Origin of the sequence: Bradyrhizobium sp. SZCCHNR1098, assembly GCF_032489375.1 — a bacterium.
Classification (GTDB): Bacteria; Pseudomonadota; Alphaproteobacteria; order Rhizobiales; family Xanthobacteraceae; genus Bradyrhizobium.
Genome location: NZ_JAUEXY010000002.1, coordinates 1 through 20,715, shown reverse-complemented (window position 1 = coordinate 20,715; position 20,715 = coordinate 1). Strand labels below are relative to the sequence as shown.

Genomic DNA, 20,715 nt, shown 5'->3' with positions numbered 1-20,715 from the left:
CCGGGTCCTCCAACCTGTGTCTCGCGAGGAGACGCCGCTGCCGTCAGGCCGCGGCCCCTGCGCGCGTCGGTCGGCTACCAGAGCCAGCCGACGCCCGCGAGAACCCGATCGGACATCGCCCCCGCCGCGCTGTGATCGATCACCTTGGTGTAGTTCAGCTTGTAGACAAGGCTCGGATTGGGAAACACGGCAATGCCGACATCGTGGAACGTCATGTCACCGCTGCCCGTGATGTTGTTCAGGCCGTTGGTGAGATCGGAGCCGAGCATGCCCGACGTCTGGAAATTCTGTCGGGTATAGCGGTAGAACGGCACGATGTCGTAGTCGTTCGGCGCCCTGAAGTGGTAGGCGATCTCGCCGGAATAGCCCCACATGTTCTTGCCGACGTTGTTGTCGTCGACGAGATCATTGTTGGCGCGGAGGTTCTCCGGATTGGAGAAGTTTACGTGGGCATATTCAGCCCGCAGCTCCAGCCCGGTGTTCGGAACGCGATAGCGAGCCTCGGTATTGAAGATCGTCATCGCGTTCTTGCCGAGCGGCACCTCGCTGCCGTCCGGCAGCGTCGCATAGGCGCCCCGCGGCGTGACGTTCGGCGAATAATAGATCGCCGAGCTTCCGGCAAAGCCGGGGAGGAACGATGGCGTGTAGCTCAGCCGGAGCGTATAGGCGAGCTCGTTGCTCAGCTGCCGATAGTCGCCGATCGGCGCTCGCGACAGTGCGAGCGCTTCCGAGCCGCTGATGCCGCCTTCATAGCCGCCCGGATTGATGTGGCCATTGTCGCCGCGATGATCGAATCCGTCACCGAAGTCCTCCGCGCTCTGGCTGACCTGGAACTGGTAGTTCAAGCCATCGATGATCTTGCCATGAAATCCTGCCGATGGCGCATACCACGTCGTCGGGATCAGGCCGTTGGCGAGCTCCGGCCGATGCACGCTGTAGAATAGCGTCGGCTCGTGATACAGGTTGGTGAAGGAGATCGGGATCAGGTCGATACCCGGAGAGCGCAGGGTGAAGTGGTCGTTGAACTTGATGTCGAAGAAGGCCTGCTCGACCTCGACCGCACCGTGGAGCTTGTCGTCATTGTCGAACGCGATGCCGCCATGCTCCCATTCCAGCTCCGCGTTGAAGGTGATGGAGTCATTGACCTGATAGGTCGGCAGCAAGACCAGGCGGGCCATGTCGAAGCCGTTCTGCCACTGACCGTTAGCTGCGGGATTTTGCACCGAGCCGAACTTGATCTCGCCGTACATGCCGATCTTCATGCCGGGGACCGGCGACGGCGCGGCACCGAACAGGTCTCTGCTGGGCTGCGGCGCAGGCGCTTTCAGATCGGCTGCTGGGAGAAATCGCGGCTTGGAATCCGAATCGGCGAACGCTGCCGCGAGCCGTGATGCCGGGGACGACGATGGTGCGGCATCAGCCGCCTTCGATCCACTGGCCTTGACGTCCTTCGGGTCGGCGAGCGCCATGGCATTGCCGACCGGCAGCCTGGATGCAGCCTGTGCGTTGTCGGATGCCTTCGCGCCGCCGGCACGCGCGTCCTTGGCGCCGATCAGAGGCATCGGATCGGACGGGCGGCGGGATGCAAGTGATGCGGACTGCCCGACGCTGGTCGTCTTCTTTGCCTTGGCGTCCTTGAGCTCGACTTGAAGGCTGTTGATGCGCTGCTCCATGGACTCGAGCTTCGCCATCAGCGCTTTGACGGCTGCCCCGTCCGTGGACCGCGCCGAACCGGCTTCGGCCGCCTGGGCTGCTGCCGCGCTCAACGCCAATGTCGATACCGCGGCAAGCAGAGATGGCAGGAGTCGGTCGCGGCCGCGAAGCGGGCCGCCGCCTTTGCCAATACTCAAAGCGCCGTCGTGTGAAGACGCGGAGCAATCTGCGCGCCTTCCGCTGCAGCTAATCAAGACCATCAGTCAAACCTCCCCATGATGATGCGCGGACGTGCATCCCCTTCGCCCGCGCCGCCGTGAGCACAGAATTCGTGCGCGACTGCGAGCCATTCGCGCTAGAAGCCCGCGATGTCGATACTTGGGCTCGTCGGGGATGCTCGCGTGTCAGCACTTGGGCGGCGCTCGTTGCGCGGCAGAGGCGCGGCTGGGCCTACCAATCGCTCGGACCCTGCCGAGATCTGGCTAAGTGTTTTCAGTCATTGATAATTGCTGCTGGGTTCATGTCCGGCGTGCGAAGCGCTGAGTAGCGCAGCGTAGAGCTGCATTCATGCCTTTGCATCGCGAAGTAATAAGCGATGTCACACTTCGTCAGCGACGGCCCTACTCCGAAAGAAATTGCGTTGGCGCGATGGCGCAGCTCGGACGAAGCGATGGAATCCGACGAAAAACCGCAAGTGATCGCGACTGAGATTGCGGCAAGACGCCGCATGCTTCTCTCATGGAGATGCCGCATCTACGCACGCGAATACCAGCCGTTTCCGATCAAGGCAGTCAAACCGGAAAGACGCTCGGCTTCTTTAAAGGGATTCTAAACCGGTTACGCGAACCGACAGCGGCGGTTCTCGAAATGATAACAAATCAGTTGGCGCAATTTTCAGGACCGACGACACGCCCGGACTAGCTCCCATCATTACGCCGCATTGCGTGACGCTACTATTCGCCAGTTAGTGCGGTCTATCTGACGTTGGCTTCAGTATTCCCTCGAATGCCGTCGACGAAAGACGTCGCCTGGCCACATCGGGATCGTGAATAGTCAGATACGTCCATCTTCTTCGACGCGCGTGACGGAATTTTCTGCAAAGCGGGACGAACGTCAGGACGGGAGTTGAGGGTGAACCGATTGCTTCGCTTGGTCGCCGCTATCATCGGAGAGGCACTATGAACGCTGTCCATCGGTTGGAGCCGGCGGCCGGACCGTTGCAGAATGTTCTTGGATATCTCACCGAGATGATCCTGCGCGATGCACGTGCGGTCGCGCGCCTGTCTGACCATCGGCTTGCGGGCGGACAATGCTTCGTGTTTCATCAGCATGAGCTGGAGAAGCTGCCCGGCATTACCTACAACACGTTCGATGCTGATGGCCCCGTGTGGCTCTCCATCGAACGCCTGGTCGCCACCGATCCTCCCGCCGTCGAGTACGACCTGGCGATGTGGATCGACGTGTCCGCCGATCCGGACCGTCGCCCTCTGGTTCGGCAGCGCGTGACGATCACGGTGCACGCGGCGGAAAAAGACCTGCTGATCGCGGCCGGTCACGCACGCGCCGAGCACTGCTCGCCGGCGAACGGCCCGGGGGTGGCCGCCGGGCTCTGGAGCGTGCGATTGCATCTTGAGCAGCGCCCGGACATCGTCGAGCGTCTGGACCGCTATCTCGCCGGCTCGTGGGCCAATTGGGCCGCGGCCGAGCGGCCACGCCGCAAGACCATCGCGGTTCACCAGCGATTGCGCGAGATGGCTCGCGTGGCGGGAGCCGGAGGCAACGATGGCAGCTGCGAAATCGTGTGGGGCGTTGGCGTGTCACGCTGGCGGCGACAAGGCCGCGAGCTGGATCTGCCGCTGCTCGAACGCCTGGTCGAGATCGAGGTCCTCGATGGCTCCGACACCGAAATCAGAATCCGGCCCCGCATGGTCGGCGCGACGGCCAATCTCAAGGCGTTCGAACCGCTGACATCAGCGGCCGGCTTGGCGGGGCAAACGGCCGAGCAGTTGCTCGAGACGATCGAGCGCGGCAACGAGCTTTCGCCATTCCAGCCCGCCAGCTTCGAGCCGGTTCTCAGCGCCATCGGCTCACAGCTCGACCCGCATGGGATCTACTGTCCCACCATGCCCGACTCCGCGTTGCTGCTTCCCGAGGAGGACGAGCAACTGGTCGTCTCCGATCGCTGGGTGATCTTTGCGCGGCCGCGCTCGGACGCACTGCTGTTGCGCGACATCGACCGACTGAAGCGAGCGATCGAATACGCGCCCGGCGACGCTTGCTGCCTGGCCGCACTGTCTCGCCTCCTGCTTGGCGCGCCGGACCACGAAGCCCATGACGGCGCGCGCCGTCGTCTATCCGGCGCGATCGGTGACCCGATCGACGTCGGGCCGGATGCGCAGATCGCGGCGGATCACGGCGACCTGTTCTTTCCGCTGCCGACGAACTCCGACCAGATGGAGATCGTGCGACAGCTCCGGCGATCGGACGGACTTGTCGTGCAAGGCGCGCGCGGGTCCGAGCGCACGTCCACCCTCGTCAACCTGGTTTGCCATCACCTCGCAATGGGCCTGCGCGTTCTCGTCGTCTCGCGCAACGAGGCTGCACTCGGACTGTTGTCCGAGAAGCTGCCGCGCGCCGTCCGTGATCTGACCGTCGATCTGACCGGCTCCGACAAGGACGTCTTGAAGCATGCAGAGACAGTCGTCAGCCGGCTGCTGTCGATCCTCAAGACCACGAACCCGCGCGCGCAGGCGGAACAGGTCAATCGGCTGGAGCGCGACATCATCGCGACCGGCGTCGAGATATCACGTCTCGATGATGCGTTCGCAGACGTCGCCAGCCGCAGCATGCTGCGGTCATCCGGTGTCCCCGACCTGCCGTTCGACGCGTTGACGACGCTGATCGCCGACCGCGACGCCTATGCCTGGTTCACCGATCAGCCGTCACGATTCGTGAGTGAGAGCGACCTTCTGGTTGCGGCGGTCGAGCAGGCCCGTGAGGCGCGTGTTCGGCTGGGTGCCGATCTCGCATATGTCGACGACGCGCTCCCGGAAATCGCGGCCCTGCCGGACGCAGCGACCGTGAGACGTCTGCACGAGGACCTGCAGCCGGCGCGGATCGACGGCGAAAGCCATGACGGCCGGCTTGCCTGCCAGATCATCGCGGAGCTCGGGCCGGACGGAGCGGACTTGCTCGCCGGCGACCTCGACGCGCTCGCGGCGGCCCACCGCGTCATTGCCGACGAGCCCTGGCTCGCAGCGCTGTCGCCGGTCGGCCGCAAGGCCGATGCAATGTCGGTTGACGATGGCATCCTCATCGATTTTGCCCGCGATGCGTCGTCCCTGCTGTCGCAACGTGTCGGCTTCCTGGTTCGGCCGGTGGAAACGCCGGCGGACGCCTTCGCCAGCCAGGAACTGCTCACGATTGTCGAACGGCTGTCGGCCGGAGCAAGGCCGCTCGCGGCATTCTCCCTGTCCGGCCGTGCGTTGAAGCAGACCGTGGAGGCGATCAGGGTGGCTGGCTTCGCGCCGAAAGGCGCGGCCGACTGGGGCCATGTTCGCGACTATCTGACCTGGCGTCGTCACCTGCATTCGCTCGACGCCAGATGGCGATCGCTGGCGGCCGAAATCGGTGCGCCTACGCCTGAGCCGGACTCCTCTCATACGTTTCACGGTCACGAGCGCGTCGTCAAAAGCGTCGAGGCCGCGATCGTGCTGGCGGCGCTGGCGAAGCGCAATGTTCTCACCGCCGCACCGAAGCTGTCGATGCCGGACGACGCGATCGCCGGATTGCTCGCTGACGGCCGACGACTTTCTGCGCTGGCAGCTGCGGTGAGGAGCATGGCTCTCCGCATCACCAAGCAGCGGCTGGAGCTCACCCGGCTGAACGGGCTGTTTCGCGGCAGCGGTAAGCTCACAACGCTGGCTCATGCCGACGTGCTGTCGCAGATCGGCTGCGATGGTGTCGAGCCGCGCGACATCGAGACGCGCTGGACCACCCTTCGCACCCGGCTGAAGTCGCTGCACGACCGGCGCCAGGATCTCGAGTTGCTCGACGAGGTCTGCCGAGCGATGACCGAGGCCGGAGCAGATGCCTTCGCCCGTCGGCTCAGGACCGAGCCGGCACATCCGCAGACCGGCGATCCGGTGCTCGTTGCAGATTGGATGATGGCCTGGAACTGGGCGGTGCTGATGCGGCAGAACGAAGCCATCGGTCAGCATCAGCGCTTGCGAGATCTGTCCGACCAGCGCGCGGCTATGGAGATGCGACTGCGCGAGCTGTTCGGCCAGGTGGTCGTGGCACGGATGCATCTCGGCCTGGTACAGAACACCGGCAGCGCCATGAGGCAGGCCCTCACCGTGTTCATGACCACGCTGCGAAAAATGGCAGCGACCTGTTCCGGCCCCACCGCATGCCGGTTGCGTCAGGTTACACGCGAGGCACTCGAGAGCTGCTACGAAGGCATCCCATGCCAGCTCGTGCCGGCATGGCGCGTGGCCGAGCGGCTACCGGCCCGGCTCGGCGCATTTGATCTCGTCGTCATCGACGATGCCTCGCAATCCGATCTGCGCGAACTCACTGCGATGCTCCGGGCCCGCAAGGTCGTCGTCATCGAGGACGATCGGCAGACCGGCGAGCACGTCGCGCAAGGTGAGCACGACATCGAAACCATCGCACGCAGCATCCTGCGCAGCGGTCCGGCTGCCATGCGCCAGTTCCTGCTGCCGGGCGCAGCGCTCTGCGATTTCATCAAGATGCTGTTTCCCGACCGGATGATCAGACTTCGGGAGCACGCTCGCCGGGTCGATCCGGTCGCGCTTGCAGCCGTCGGCTCATCGCAGCCATCGGCACAGCCGGCAACCGGTATGCATCCGGCCGCCACGGGACCCGCTGCTGGCACGGCGGCGGATCACCCTGCATCTGCGCAATCCCTGACGCGCCGCGCCTATTCGCTGGAAGACGAGATCGCCACGGTGGCCGAAAGCCTGTCGATGGCCCGGCTGTCGGAGCAACGCGACGAGCCGGCCATCTCGATCGAGAGTCCGGTGCCGGATTGGCTGAGCAACAGGACAGGCGCCGGCATCGATGCACGCCCATCGCGGCGCGGGGCGCGTGAGGTCGCGACCGACGAAACGCCTGCCGCCTCGTCGTCTGATACGCTCGCCTCTGCGCCGCCAGCGTCCGTCGCGCCCGCAGCGCCGGTCGAAATCGCGGAGAATGAGCCGCCCGTGGCCGATCGTTTTGCGCAGGCTGCAAGGTCGCCGGCGGACGATGTCGCCGTCGCACGAGTGGCCGTGCTCGCCCACGAGGTGGAAACGTCCGAGACGATGACACTCGGTCAAGCCGAGTCGGAGCCTGCCGCTGTCCGTATCGATCATCGCGCGCTGTCGCCGGGTCGGCGTCCGCGGCCTGATCATGGAGCGAGGCGTCCACACCGCTCGCTCCGCCGGCACATGATGGCCGCTGCCGCCGGCTTGGCGGTCGCGGTGGTTGGCGCATCGATCTACTGGCAGCCGGCGGCGAGCCGGATCACGACGTCCTGGCAGACGGTCTTGAACCGACTCCCGGTCTCCTGGAATGCGGCCTCGCCGGCCGCCGCGCTACCGGCCGGCACCGAGCCCCGCAAGGTCACCGCGGATCGGATCACGCCCGACGTCAGGGGCGGTGCAGGCGGCGATGCGATCACCACGGGGAACGCGACCGCGACGATGGTATCCCACGCCGTGCTGTATCAGGAGGATCCGCAGGATCCGAACGGCAAGCGCTATCTCGGGAAGGTAACCTGGCATGTCGAGCCTGAGGCAGGAGCGGTGCCGGCATCGATCAAAGGCGATGTGGAGATCGACAAGAGGATGAAGGCGACGTTGTCGCTGCGTCCAAATAAGGAAACCGAAATGCCAGCGAGCCACATCATGGAGATCAAGTTCAACTGGCCGGACGATCCGTCTCACGTCGGGGTGGAGACTTTGAAGGGCGTCAGCATGAAGCCCAAGGAAGCGGGCCGCGGGACCCCGTTGACCACCATGACCGCCAAAGTGACGCCAGAGTTCTTCATGATCGCGCTGTCGGCGGGTGATGTCGACATGAAGCGGAACGTGTTGCTGCTCAAGGGCAAGGACTGGATCGACATCCCGATCGTCTACAATGGCGGCAGCCGGGCGGTGCTGGCGATCGAGAAGGGAGCGGACGGTGAGCGTGCATTCAAGGATGCGTTTGCCGCCTGGGGCCAATGACTCGGCGGCAAGGCCGGCGCACGAAAGGTGTCCGATGATCGGCATCGACGTCGTCGCGCCAGCGCAGGCGCCGGCCACCGATCGAGACGAGCGACCGCTGACCGCCGTGACCTATCCGGTGCCTTGCGAGCAGTGCGGCCGGATCGTGCGGGTGGCGATGAACACGCTGCGCCCGCTCAGTTTCCACAGTGTCGACGAGCAGGTCGCCTGCCCCGAGATCCAGGAGCGCCGCAGCAGGGGCGACGGCGGACTGTTGTTGATGATGTGCGGCCCCTTGAAGCAATCGCTCGCCGCACGATGCGATGCGGCCGAGGTCGAGGCCACCGCTCCCGGTGGCGGACAGGCGGGACGGGTCGTCTGCAGCATTCCCGGCGTCTCGATCGCTCAATACGCCCCGAACGAGGCGCGCAGCCGCGCGGAGATCTGGCAGGCGCACGGCTACGACAAGCTGGCCACGACGCTTCGTGCGGCCGCGGCGAGGGCGGAGCGCAGGCCGCTGGTCTGGACCCGCGCTGCGGCGGCCGGCCTCGGCGCATTGTTGCTCGCTGCCGCCGCTAGCTGGTTCATGCTGGCGCGGGAGCCGGCCGCTCCCCCGCCAACACAGCCGCAAGCCGCCGAGGCCTCCGTGGCCGAGTCGAGCCGCGCAAGCGTCGAGAGTTCGGTGCGCGTCGTCACGGCAGAGGCCATGTCGGCCGCGACCGCCCCCGCCCCGGCGCCGATGCCGGACGCGCCCTCGGACACTGCAACGCTCTCGCGTTCCGCGGAAACCGCGCCGCTCGAGGCGCCCACCCTGCTCGCGTCGGCAAGCGCTGCGACCGCTCCCGAGACTGCGCCGGCGGCAGAGTCGACTGCGACCCCAGGGCCGGCGGAGGCAGCGGCGATTCGCCTGCCTGACATGGTGATGATTCCAGGAGGGGAATTCGCGATGGGCGGCGTCGAGCGCTCCGAGCTTCCGGTCCACCGCGTCACGATCAAGCCGTTCGCGCTCGGCAAATACCCCGTCACGATTGGCGAGTGGAAGGCGTGCGTGGCTGACAGGGCATGCGCCGACGTGATGAGCGGCCCGGACGACAACCCCGTGACAAATGTCGGCTACGACGACGCCAGGGGCTATCTGGCTTGGCTCTCGCGGGCCGTCGGCAAGCCGTTCCGGCTCCCGACCGAGGCCGAATGGGAATATGCCGCGCGCGGCGGCGCAACGACGGCGTTCTGGTGGGGCGACCAGATGCGCTCCGGCATGGCCAATTGCAACGGATGCAACGAGCCCGGCGCGCCCGCGCAGCTCATGAAGGTCGGAAGCTTTGCGGCCAATCCGTTTGGCCTGTTCGACATGGGCGGGAGCGTCGACCAATGGGTGGCCGACAGCTGGCACAAGAGCTATCAGGGCGCGCCGTCCGATGGCTCGGCATGGATCGACGAGCAGAGCTTCGTCCATGTCATTCGCTCGGGTTCATGGAAGAAGGATGCGAGCTATGCCCGCAGCGGGAGCCGCGATCGCTATGATGGGCGCGTCAGGTATCCGACCCATGGCTTTCGCCTCGCTCTTTCGCTCTGATGCGGCCGCTGTATGCTGAGCCAGGCCAGCGTGCCGTCGACGCCGATGCCGGGCCTGCGCCCGCAAATGTCTCGCACCACAGCGAACACCAGCGTCGCAGATCCGCAGGATCGCCTGTTCTGCCGAGCCTCTTTATTCAAATTCTTATCGGGAATCGTAGGACGAGACCGATCGAAACCTCAAATTTGCCGCGCTACGTCCCATTCATGGACCGGCTACACCGTTCGATATTTGCGATCGATGATCGTCGTTGTTTATGAGTTGGGGATTTATGTGGAGTGAGAAATCTATGCGTCGCGCGCCGCTATTGGATCTGACGCCCTGGCGACGACGTCGTCTCGCCCCAGTCGCGACGCTCGGGTCCACCGTGTTGGCCTGCACGCTGGCGCTGTTGCCGCCTTTCGCATGGGCGCAGGCGAAAACGACGCCGAAGGACGCCTACCTGTATTTCATCACGCCAACCGACGGCGACACCGTGAAGAGCGCGTTCTGGTGCCGCTTCGGACTTCGCAACATGGGCGTGACCCATGCCGGTGACGCCTTTGCCAATACCGGCCATCATCACCTCCTGATCGACGCCGATGAGCCGATCAGCCCGGGCGAGCCGATTCCGCAGGACAGAAAGCACCTGCACTACGGCGCGGGCGAGACCGAGGCTCTGATCGAGCTGCCCCCCGGCAAGCATACCCTGCAGCTCGTCCTGGGCGACGGCATGCACTTCAACTTCGATCCGCCGCTGGTATCGAAGAAGATCACGATCACCGTGAGCAGTGCTTCGCAGAGGCACGGGCGGAGCGCCACTCACGCCCACCGGCGGACGCGGCATCTTCACGCGCACACCGCGCGTCAGGCGGCGCAACCGTCGGCCGCCGAAGCGCCGCCGCCCGATCCGGCAAAATCGGCGGGAGCCGTCGATTTCATCAAGAGCTTCCTGTCGGGTGCGAAATGAACCTCCGCCGCTCCCCCATGGAGCCGGTTCGGCCGGCACATCAGTTCATCGCGACGTGCCGAAGCCTCCAACCGCAGCGCTGCATTTGTCCGGCTCGGCTCTATTGATACGACCTCCAGACGCGTGGCTTGCTTCGCCTCGGCGAGCGCCAAGAGCGATCATCAGCATCGGTCCGAGCTCGGAGGCGAGGCGCTGGGAGACCACGCCATTGATCGTCCGGAACAGGTACGACAGGAAATAACCAGCCGCGAATGGAATGAACACCAGAGCCGTAACGGTCCAGCCTGGGATTGCGGCACCACCGACCTTGGCGTCAACGCCCATCCTGCCGAACATGTAGTCCGGCTCAAACTCCCGGTGACCTCTTCCGAGCCGCTGCTCAGCGCATTGGTCCCTGCGCAAAGCGAAAGGGATCCTCGCCGCCCTCCCCGGCAGCCGGCACACCCCCGCGAATGCTCGTTAGCCGCGCCGACCTCGCCCTGCAGACGCGGGGACGCGCCGACACGCTCGTCGACCATGTCGTCGCCGATGTCGCCGCCCGGGATTCCACGGGGCCAGTTGCGCAGACGTCGCACGCGCTTCGTGATCGTGTTCGCGGGCTGCACGCATACCACGGCGCGATGGCTCGATGGCCTCGCCGAGAACGGCCGGCTGCTCCTCCCGCTGACCACCGAGGATTGGTCCGGCTTCCTGCTGCGCGTGGTCCGCCGCGGCACTTCTTTCGACGCCTCGTCCACCGGTGGGGTCAGCATCTACCCCTGCAAAAATGGCCGCGATGAGGACGCCAGCCGCCGGCTGAAGAGCGCACTCGAGAGCGCGAACACGGTGAATGTCCCGATCCGGGCACTCCACCGCGGGAACCCATCGTCCGCAAGATTCCGAACGGGTCTGGTATCATGCCCCTGGCTTTTGGCTGGAGCGATAAGGAGCTGAGACCGATAGGCCCGCACAGGAGGCCGAGGTCGGCAGCAGTAGCACCGTCTGACCCGAGTGATCCCCCGAAGGAAACGACCAAGATTTCATTCCGGCCGCGGCGGCGGAACGCATCGGCCAAGGCTCCGAGATACGACGGCGCAACACGATTGATCGGTCAACCCGCACTCCGAGTCGCAGATCCTGCACTCGTTGCGTAGCTCCACCGAGTTTTTCGCCGGAGTTCGCTAGACTACGATCAGTGCCGAAATCGCCTTTCACTTTGCTGACAAAAAGCTCGATTGCGGCACTCAGCTCGACCGAACGAGCACGGTTGAACGCTAGCCATGTCAATGGCTTGCTGATCAACAGGCGAGCCGCTTTTATCTTGCCATCAGACCCTGCCCTCTTCTCACCTGATCTTTCGGCAAAGATTTCTGTCAGATCATTGCTAAGAGGCTTACGGTCGAGCCGCAAAGAGTTAGCAGGCAGATCGATTTCCGTGGCGAGAGCGCACCATCATCGGTTGGCGGGTGATATCGTTCAATTGCGACTATCATCTCGCTTCAGACCTGCACCAGGGGTGCATAGGGTGTGAAATCTCCCTTCCCTTCCTTCCTTGATCCTTGGCTTGGCTTCTCGTCCTCTTCCGGGGCTTGTGGATCAGCCAGATCTCAGCGGACAAATCGCTTAAGTCCTGCGGTCGGCAAGTCGATATGGCTACAGTTGCGCTGCCAACAAACTGCCTTCCGAGTGCGACGTTCGTGGAGGCTCTTTGCATTACGATCGGGCGAGCATATTCCTACCCCCGTATAGCAATGAGACTATCTCGGCAGTCCCGCTGCAGACCGATCGCGGCTCGCAGCGGCCGATCGATCCTGGGAATCGTCAGCCTGATAAATTGGACCAAGACGATTCGGCGCCGCGGGGCCAAGGATGAAGCCGCTTCCAACGCGTGGCAACTGACGCACGCCGCCTGACTTTCTGCCCACCCACGGCAAATCAGATGTCGGTTGTCAGTCGATTTTCGGCCAGACGTCAGCACCAAGCTCGCCACTGCATGCCGACGTCGTTGGCGATATTGTTCCGTGCAGGATGCGCACTAAGCCCATGATCTCGCGAAATTGGCAAACCAGCGCGATCCAGAAACGTCGGACGAATCGTTCGTCCGCCTGGAAGTCGTATCTGTGATCGACTGTTCGATTTATGCTCTCGCGAGCCGGGCTGAAGGACCGGCGAGCCCCCGGCCGTGTGCACGCGGCCGCGCCGCCGGTTCGGCTTGCGGGAGCGGCAGCGCTGAAGACCGTGCGTGCAGACGGCCGCGCAACCGGTGTCAACCGGTTGCGCGGCTTGTGCTCAGGCGGCACGCTCCATCAGGCGCCTGGCCTTGCTTTCGAGCTCGAGTCTTCCGTCCTGATGCGCCTTGCTTCGGGCCACGGCGGTGATGCCCTGCACGAAGTCGAAGATGCTCTCCGGCTTGCGGTTCTCCTCGCCAAGAACGGCTTCAATGACCTTCGATGTCTCGGCTTTGGAAAAGCCATTCTTGCGCAGAAAGCTCTCCCGGTCCTCATCCGTGCGAGCAACGATCCGCTGCCGTGCGGCTGCAATACCAGCGACAAACGGCGCGGGCGAGGAATTGGCAAAACTCGTCAATGCCGGTGCAGCTTCATGCGCAAACCGCTGCGCGGCGAACTTCGAATGCCGGATGGTGATCAAAGTTCTCCACGCCCCAGAGATTGCGTTTCATGCAGACGGCGCGCAGATAGAAGCTCGCTATGCCAAGCGTCTTGCTCCCGACCTCACTGTTCCAACAGTAGAAGCCCCGGAAATAGACATCGGGCGAGCCGTCCGGCAGCCGTCCCGCCTCGATTGGATTGGTGTCGTCGACCAGAAACAGGAACACGTCGCGATCACTGGCATAGAGCGTGGTCGTATCCTTGGTCACGTCCACGAAGGGATTATGGCTCATGCTCGACCAGTCCAGCACGCCCGGCACTTTCCATCGTGTGTCACCGGTGCCATTGCCGGCGATCTGCACAACGGCGGCAACGAGTTCAAGCCGATCAATGCCGTGCAGACGATCTGCGTGGTGAGGCCGGGTCACCCTCGTCGAGCTTCATTTCATCCTTCGGCCCGACAAAGCGCGAAAGCTTTCTGCTTAAAATCCGGCCGACGTCGTCCATGATCGTAAAGGCGGCCGGCACGAATACGAGGCTGAGAAAGGTCGAGGCGAGCAGCCCGCCAATCAATGCGACCGCCATGGGGGAACGGAATGCGCCGCCTTCGCCGACTCCCAATGCAGAAGGGACCATGCCTGCGGTCATAGCCGCTGTGGTCATGATCACGGGCTGAGCGCGCTTGCGGCCGGCTTCGATCAACGCCTTCGTGCGCTCCACACCGCTCGCCACCTCGGTGATTGCGAGGTCCACCAGCAGGATCGCGTTCTTCGTTACGATTCCCATCAGCATGAGGAAGCCGATAATGGCCGAGAGGTTGATGGCATTGCCGGTCAGAAGCAGCGCAAGGAACGCTCCGCCGATCGAAAGCGGCATGGAGAAGATAATGGTGATCGGATGCATCGCGTCGGCGAAGAGAAGAACGAGGACGGAGAGCACCATGAGTACGCCTGCAGCGATCGCGAGCGAAAAACTCGAAAAAACTTCTTCCATGATCTCTGAATCGCCGAACCTTGCGATCGTCACACCGGCTGGCAAGTTTCGCGCCGAGGGCAGCGCCATAACCTGCTCGATCGCCTCGCCGAGCGGGGTGTTTCCGACGAGATCGGCCTGGATCGCGACGCGACGCCTGCTGTCATAGCGTTCGATGGTCGTCGGCCCCTCGCCGAAGCCGACGTCGGCGACCGTGGCCAACGGTACGGTGCCGTTCTTGGCCCTGATTCGCAGCATATCGAGGGTCGATAGATCGCCCCGCGCCCGCTCGTCGAGTTGCACGCGGATCGGTACTTGCCGGTCGATGGCCGAGAACTTCGCCAGATTTGCGGATGTATCTCCGATCATCGCAATCCGTGCAACTTCGGCGATCTGCGTCCCGGAGATTCCGAGATCGGCAGCCTCCTCCAGCCTTGGCAAGATGCGAATCTCCGGCCGGGCAAGAGCCACAGTCGAGACGACATTCGCGAGAACGGAGACGTTCTGCCGGACGTCCCGCTCCACCGCGAGCGCCGCCTGCTCAACTGCGGCGCCATCGGGTCCGGAAAGGATCAGCGTGAACTCGCGTCCGCCGCCGCCATTGCCGAAGCTGTAACGTATGTCCGCGATCGCGCTGAGCGTCGCGCGCATGTCGTGCTCGAATGCCTTCTGGTCGTGCGACCGGTTCCTGCGCGCAACGAGCTCGACGATGATGGTGGCCTTGCGGACGTCACCGGCGGTGACGCTCAGCCCGTTGGCGCCGGCGGCGCCGCCGGTGACATAGACGCTCCTGACTTCTGGCCGTTTCGCGAGCAGGGCCGTGATGCGGTCCGCGGCGGCCGCGGTATCCGCGATCGTCGAGCCCGGTGGCAGCTCGATCTGGAGAACCGAACGCGACAGGTCATTGGTCGGCAGAAAGCCAAGCGGTAAGGATCCTGCGACCATTAGCGAGCCCAGGAAGACCAGCGCCGCAAGCGCGAGCGTGACGAAGCGGTGGCGAAGCGACCATTCGAGCATGCGAAGATAGTGCCGCATGATCACTCCGTGCCCTTCGGCATGGTGCTGACGGTCGCGAAGGAAATATGCCGCCAGTAGCGGCGTTATCAGCCTTGCGACCAGCAGAGAAAACGCCACTGCAATTGCGACCGTGAGGCCGAACTGCTTGAAGTATTGACCGGCGATGCCGCCCATGAAGCTGACCGGCACGAACATGGCGACGATGGTCATGGTCGTCGCGACGACCGCGAGCCCGATCTCGTCGGCCGCCTGGAGCGCGGCGCGATAGGGTGATTTGCCCATCCGGATGTGCCGGACGATGTTCTCGATCTCGACGATCGCATCATCGACCAGGATGCCGGTGACCAGCGTGATCGCAAGCAGACTAACGGCGTTCAGCGAAAACCCGATGAGGTCCATCGCCCAGAAGGTCGGAAGTATTGACAGTGGTATCGCGAGCACGGAAATCGCCGTCGCTCGAAGGTCGCGCAGAAAAATCAATACGACGATGACCGCGAGGATTGCGCCTTCGGCCAACGTCTGCATGGTGGCTCTATAATCGGACTTGGTATAGCGCACCGTGCTGTCGATCTCGGACACAGACAGGTCGGGATGCTCGTTGGTGAGCGCCTGCAACTTCTTCGCGACCGCCTCCGCGACGGCCACGTCGGAGAAGCCCTTTGCACGAAAGACACCGAAGGCGACCACCGGACTCCCATTGAGGCGAGCAAAGCTGCGTGCTTCGGCTGCGCCATCGGTGACCGTGGCAATCTCCTTCAACGCAGCCCTTCGACCGCCCGGCAGCACGATCGCGCTATTGGTCAGTCCGTCGATCGTCGCGGCCCCCGCGAGCATCCGTATGGTTTGCTCTCCCGACCCCACTTCACCGCGCCCGCCGGTGAGATCGACATTGGTCGCTCGCAGTTGCGAGTTCACGTCCGCCGCGGTGATGCCAAGTGCGATCAGCCGGTCGGGCAGCAGCGACACCCGGATTTCACGATCGGCGCCGCCCGCACGCTTGACCTGCGCGACGCCCCGAACGCCCTGAAGCGCCCCCGTGATGACGTCATCGACGAACCAGGACACCTGCTCGGTCGTCCAAGAGGGAATCGACACGGCATAGGTAACGATTGCCATCCCTTCGACCTCCACCCGCTGTATCGAGGGTTCCTCGATGCTCTGCGGCAACTCCGACCGGATGTTAGCCATCGCATTGCGGACGTCGTTGACCGCACGGTCCGCCGGCGTCCCCAGTTGAAACTCGACGGTCGTCACGGAGACCCCGTCAGAGATGCTCGACGTGACGTGCTTGACCCCGACGACCCCGGTCGCCGCATTCTCTACGTTCTTAGTGACCTGCGTTTCCAGCTCACTCGGCGCAGCGCCGGTCTGGGCGATCGTGACGGTCACGATGGGGATGTCGATGTTGGGCATCTGCGTTATCGGCAGGGTCTTCAGGCTGACCGCGCCGAGCACGATCAGGACGCCAAACAACACCAATGACGGAATAGGCTTACGAATCGACCAGGCGGAGATGTTGAGGGCCATATCAATCTGCCCGCCCTGGTCCGGCATCGCTGCGGACCGGCAAGATCCGTTCGCCTGGCCTGACAAAAGCGGCGGCTCGAACGACGACCTCCTGACCTTCGATCAGCCCGTCGACAATTTCGACACGGGTGCCGCGTTTGAGGCCGGTCTGGACATTGCGGATTTCGACGACATCGTTGGTCGCAAGCTGAACATAGGTGCCATTCTTGCTGAAGCTCACGGCGGACAACGGCACAGTGATGGCTTGTCGCTTGCCGATTGTAATGCTGCCGCGGGCAAAAACACCGGCCCTCATGGCCGTATGCGGCGGGAGCGCGACCGCGACGCGGCCGAGACGGCTCGATTTGTCTACAGTGGGATCGACCAGCCGCACATGGCCGATGACGGCCTCGCTGACGCCGGGCAGCCAAACCTCGACGTCTTGGCTTGGCTCGATCTGTGGGAGCACCGTTTCCGGAACCTCGGCATCGAATTCGATTTGACCGTTGCGGACGAGCCGGAATAGAGGTTCGCCCCCCGTGCCGGCCACCGCGCCCAGGCGGGCGGCGCGGTGCGAGATAATCCCCGCAGACGGCGCCTTCAGTTCGGTTCGCGCGATTTTCAGCTCGATCTCGCCACGCTGCGCCTCCGCAAACGCTTCCTGGGCTTCGGCCATGCGCAAATTCTCCGCAGCGGCAGCGGACTTTGCCGCGGCGACCTTGGCCTGGGTCTCACGCGTCAGGAGTTGCGCTGGAGATATCGCGCCGGTCGCGTTCAAGGTTTGCGTGCGTTTCAACGTCTCCGCCGCTTCCGCTTCGTTGGCTTGCATCTCCGTCAACGACGCGTTCATCTGCGCGACCGACGCTTGGGTTATCGCGATCATCGCGGTGTTTTGCGCGAGCTGTGTCCGGAGCATCGTGCTGTCGAGGCGAGCGAGCACCTGCCCTTCTTCGACGCGATCGCCGACGTCGGCCAGCATCTCGACGATACGTAACCCGTCGACTTCCGCACCGACAACATCCTCCTCTCGGGCCACGAGGGATCCGGTCACCGCGAGTGTCTCGGTGATCGAATGCCGTACGGCTCGGGCGAGCGTCGTGGCGATCGGTGCGGCCCCCGGGCGCTCGGCTGCGTCCCGTCGCGGATCGGAGATTTGCGTTGCGACCGCTTCGGCCTGCTGGCGCCCCGCGCCGATCACAGCGAAGATGTAGACGCAGACCGTGACGGCGAGCACTAGGAGGGCGATCCAAGCGAACCTTAACACCGGCCTTTTCACCCGACTACCTTCCTTTGGATCCGACCGCGAAGCCGGCATGATGTGAATCCGACGGCCGGCGTCAGCATCCGCGATCGACCGCTTTTCGAATGAGTATGGCGTACGCCGTTCGAGGATCAGGACGGATCAAACCGTTCCCAACGTCCCGCGTATCAAACCAGCGTCGACGTCGATCGTCCGGCGGCTGGCGGCCTCCGCAGGAGTACCGACAGGGTCGAACCTGTGACGCGGATTTCCCTGAGAGCTGGCCGACGATCCGCCCGCCGCAAGCCGTTCGACCAGTTCCGCAATCTCGTCACGAGCGTTGTGGCGGACGAACGCGGTGCGTAACGCTTGCGCACCGCGTCGGTATTGCGGCTTGGTGAGCACGGCGCGGACCGCCTCGCGAATCTGCGAGGCGGATGGCCGGCCGGTTCCAAGATTGATGCCGGCGCCTGCCCACGCGACCCGCGCAGCGATTTCCGGTTTTTCCTCACTATCCCCGGCAACCACCAACGGCACACCGAGACTGAGCGCGTGATTGACGGCGCCATAACCGCCATTGGTCACCATGACGCTCACCTTCGGGAGCAGGCGGTCGAACGGCAGGAATGTCACCGCCTTCGCATTGGGCTGCAACACCACCGGGATCGATTCGACTGGTGGGCCGCCGGTGCATGCGATCACCGTCAGTTCCTCGTTCGCCAGGGCCGTCAGAGTTGGTCCGACAAGCTGCCCAAGATCGCCGTTTGCGAGAGTGCCTTGCGTGACGAGTACGATCGGACCCGCTTTGTCGACGTCGTCCCACCAAGGCGGCGGGTGGAAGCCGATCGATGGCGGTGGCAGCAGCGGTCCGACGAAGCGGATGCTGTCTGGCATCTTGCCACGCGAATATTCGAACTCCTTGGCCGTAAGCTGCAAATACAGATCCGGCAGCGTGATCATGCTATCGAACAGAAATGCCGGCAGAGGGCGCGCCCCGTTCTTCACCAGGACATCGTTGAAGTATTGCTGCACCGAGCCGAAGATCGCTTGTTGCAGGTGGCTGTTCATTGCAGCATTGCGCGCGCGATCGGCTGGCGTGATGGATGGCGGGAGCGCGGTGCCGAAGAATGCGGTGTCCGCGCTCGACAAGGCGAGAGCGGTGATCCCGAGCGCGACGATCGGGGCTCTTTTTTCCGGCGGCCCGAGCACGAGCGGAAAGGTCCCGCAGAACATCGTATCGGTGATGATCGCATCGAAAGGAAAGTCGCGGCGCAAGTCGCGTATCCCGGCGGCCTGATGCGGCATTGCATCCGCAAAGATGTGCTTCAATCCGAAGCAGAGCTGAGCGGGGCCAGGTGCAATCTTGCGGCGTTCGGGAAAGCGCTCGTCGAGCTTCCGATAATCGACGTCGATTTCCGGGCGAAACGCGACGAAGCGCGCGCCGGTCGCCTCCACTCGCTCTCTGAACAGGCTCCCGCTATATACGACGACCTCGTGGCCGCGACCAACGAGGAGTTGGGCAACGGCCAACAAGGGAAATACGTGACCGGGTAGCGCGGTGACCGCGATGAGAAACCGCGCCATGTTGTGCTCTCCTATCCTAACCCACCAACCGATCGCTGTTCATTTCGCCGTTTCTGGCAACCGCATCGGACACAGTTCCTGCGAGCCGCAGATTGACAAAATAGCGTTCGAGAAGGGCCGCGCTGACCGGAGCGATCGCCGCGCCCACCGCAGCCAAGTGTTCCTGCGTGAAGTCCGAGGTAATTTCCGGGTGCGATCGCGACGTGTCCTCCTTTGACACGATCGACAGGACGGCTGCGAGATCATCGTCCTGTGTTTCGGCAAGCCGCCGTCGTCCAATGTCGATCCATTGATCGAGCGGCACGAGGTCGAGCCGAAGGCCGAGCCGGCGAAAGATCCGTGGGACCTCCCGCACATCAATTGGCTCACGGTTCATGAGATGATAGACGCTTCCCCAGGACGCTTCCCTGCCCGCGAGCCGGACGATCGCTCGCGCGACGTCATCGGCCGGCGTCATGTTCAACATCAGGTCCAGGTCGGGAATCGCGCCAAGTTCCGCATAGAGCCGGACAAGGCGCCAGATCAGATCCGTTTCGTTGCAGATTCCGTTCGCGCGATCACCAGTGACGCTGCTGAGGCGATAGATCGACAGCGGCAGGCCGCGAAGCTGCGCCTGCCGGACGAGCGTGTCGCCGACCCACTTGCTTTGGCTATAGCCGCTCGCGAGACCCTGCCACGAGGTCAGATCAGTCTGCTCCGACACCGGCCCAGACTGATATTTGTCGATCACCGCAAGGGTGGAAACGTAGTGCAGCCGCTTTGGTCGTCCACTCACGGTCCAATCGAGCAGCGTGAGGACGCTGTCCACATTGGCGGGTTTTATCGCAGCATAGTGATGGAGGAATTCGACGCTCGCGCCGCAATGATAGATCGCTTCGCACTCGTCTCGCACAATGCGGACACCCCTCTCATCGAGTCCGAGAGCCGGATGTCCGAGATTTCCGGTCAGAACCTCGATACGATCCTCGTCCCAACACGCCGAAAGCTTTCGCTTATCGAGCGCCTGCCGCAAACGGGCTTCGGCCGATTGCCGATCTGGGGCGCGAACGTGGCAGGCGATTTGCGCGTCCGTCTCCTGGATCAGCGTGGAGAGAAGATGACTGCCGACGAAGCCGGTGGCGCCCGTCAGGAAAATGCGTTTGGGCTTCTGCGGCGCGCGCCCGCCGATCAGCCTGATGTGCGTCGGCAGGAGAATGTCGCGGGACAAGTCCAGCGGCCCCTCCGAAGGTCCGTCGAGATCGAGCTGCGCTGCGAGGTCCCGGACGATGGGCGTCGCATAGACCGCCGTGATCGGGAAGTCCGGCTGGATCTCGTCGCGGATGCGGCGGCCAAGACGGATGGCGAGCAGCGAATGGCCGCCGAGATCGAAGAAGTTGTCATGGATCCCGACGCGCTCGAGCCCGAGGGTCTCGGCAAAC

At 63.8% G+C, this 20,715-nt stretch carries 10 protein-coding genes and 1 pseudogene; 3 read left to right on the top strand and 8 right to left on the bottom strand.

Going from position 1 to position 20,715, the window contains the following annotated elements:
* Nucleotides 1-74 precede the first annotated feature (74 nt).
* Together QX135_RS04315 and QX135_RS04310 are read right to left on the bottom strand one after the other, a co-directional pair.
* A complete protein-coding gene (locus tag QX135_RS04315; RefSeq protein WP_315796635.1) occupies nucleotides 75-1,691 on the bottom strand; it encodes a porin in 1,617 nt (538 codons plus the stop codon).
* Between the two features lie 454 nt (nucleotides 1,692-2,145).
* Nucleotides 2,146-2,382 carry a hypothetical protein gene (locus QX135_RS04310; protein ID WP_315775874.1) on the bottom strand — a complete coding sequence of 79 codons (237 nt, stop codon included), beginning with the start codon at nucleotides 2,380-2,382 and terminating at the stop codon, nucleotides 2,146-2,148.
* A gap of 449 nt (nucleotides 2,383-2,831) precedes the next feature.
* Here QX135_RS04310 and QX135_RS04305 point away from each other — a divergent pair, with 449 nt between their 5' ends.
* The 3 genes from QX135_RS04305 to QX135_RS04295 all read left to right on the top strand — a co-directional run bounded on the left by QX135_RS04305 (nucleotide 2,832) and on the right by QX135_RS04295 (nucleotide 10,390).
* Complete coding sequence (locus QX135_RS04305; protein ID WP_316233967.1) at nucleotides 2,832-7,886, top strand: helicase; 5,055 nt, start codon at nucleotides 2,832-2,834, stop codon at nucleotides 7,884-7,886.
* Nucleotides 7,887-7,920: 34 nt separating this feature from the next.
* The gene (locus QX135_RS04300) at nucleotides 7,921-9,441 is read left to right on the top strand and encodes a formylglycine-generating enzyme family protein (protein WP_316233966.1); all 1,521 of its coding nucleotides are present in this window, start codon (nucleotides 7,921-7,923) and stop codon (nucleotides 9,439-9,441) included.
* Between the two features lie 289 nt (nucleotides 9,442-9,730).
* On the top strand, nucleotides 9,731-10,390 hold the full coding sequence (locus QX135_RS04295; protein ID WP_316233965.1) for a DUF4399 domain-containing protein: 660 nt from the start codon (nucleotides 9,731-9,733) through the stop codon (nucleotides 10,388-10,390).
* Between the two features lie 45 nt (nucleotides 10,391-10,435).
* Here QX135_RS04295 and QX135_RS32420 read toward each other — a convergent pair whose 3' ends face one another.
* The 6 genes and pseudogenes from QX135_RS32420 to QX135_RS04265 form a co-directional block, all read right to left on the bottom strand.
* Nucleotides 10,436-10,726: a hypothetical protein gene (locus tag QX135_RS32420; protein WP_410053217.1), complete on the bottom strand. Its 291-nt coding sequence runs from the start codon at nucleotides 10,724-10,726 to the stop codon at nucleotides 10,436-10,438.
* 1,932 nt (nucleotides 10,727-12,658) lie between these two features.
* A pseudogene (locus QX135_RS04285) lies at nucleotides 12,659-13,358 on the bottom strand (DUF932 domain-containing protein); the annotation flags it as partial.
* Nucleotides 13,359-13,365: 7 nt separating this feature from the next.
* Nucleotides 13,366-16,494 (bottom strand): efflux RND transporter permease subunit, encoded by a 3,129-nt coding sequence (locus QX135_RS04280; RefSeq protein WP_316233964.1) that lies wholly within the window; start codon nucleotides 16,492-16,494, stop codon nucleotides 13,366-13,368.
* A gap of 1 nt (nucleotide 16,495) precedes the next feature.
* On the bottom strand, nucleotides 16,496-17,707 hold the full coding sequence (locus tag QX135_RS04275; RefSeq protein ID WP_315738709.1) for an efflux RND transporter periplasmic adaptor subunit: 1,212 nt from the start codon (nucleotides 17,705-17,707) through the stop codon (nucleotides 16,496-16,498).
* Between the two features lie 168 nt (nucleotides 17,708-17,875).
* Nucleotides 17,876-19,297 (bottom strand): glycosyltransferase, encoded by a 1,422-nt coding sequence (locus tag QX135_RS04270; protein WP_315782099.1) that lies wholly within the window; start codon nucleotides 19,295-19,297, stop codon nucleotides 17,876-17,878.
* A 16-nt stretch (nucleotides 19,298-19,313) separates the two neighbouring features.
* The coding region (locus QX135_RS04265; RefSeq protein WP_315775867.1) for a thioester reductase domain-containing protein at nucleotides 19,314-20,715 on the bottom strand (1,402 nt) is incomplete at its 5' end.

Bases quoted from the DNA above. Each gene is read 5' to 3' on its own strand.
- QX135_RS04315 (WP_315796635.1), bottom strand. From the start codon at position 1,691: ATGGCGAAGCTCGAGTCCATGGAGCAGCGCATCAACAGCCTTCAAGTC.
- QX135_RS04310 (WP_315775874.1), bottom strand. From the start codon at position 2,382: ATGCGGCGTCTTGCCGCAATCTCAGTCGCGATCACTTGCGGTTTTTCG.
- QX135_RS04305 (WP_316233967.1), top strand. From the start codon at position 2,832: ATGAACGCTGTCCATCGGTTGGAGCCGGCGGCCGGACCGTTGCAGAAT.
- QX135_RS04300 (WP_316233966.1), top strand. From the start codon at position 7,921: ATGATCGGCATCGACGTCGTCGCGCCAGCGCAGGCGCCGGCCACCGAT.
- QX135_RS04295 (WP_316233965.1), top strand. From the start codon at position 9,731: ATGCGTCGCGCGCCGCTATTGGATCTGACGCCCTGGCGACGACGTCGT.
- QX135_RS32420 (WP_410053217.1), bottom strand. From the start codon at position 10,726: ATGTTCGGCAGGATGGGCGTTGACGCCAAGGTCGGTGGTGCCGCAATC.
- QX135_RS04280 (WP_316233964.1), bottom strand. From the start codon at position 16,494: ATGGCCCTCAACATCTCCGCCTGGTCGATTCGTAAGCCTATTCCGTCA.
- QX135_RS04270 (WP_315782099.1), bottom strand. From the start codon at position 19,297: ATGGCGCGGTTTCTCATCGCGGTCACCGCGCTACCCGGTCACGTATTT.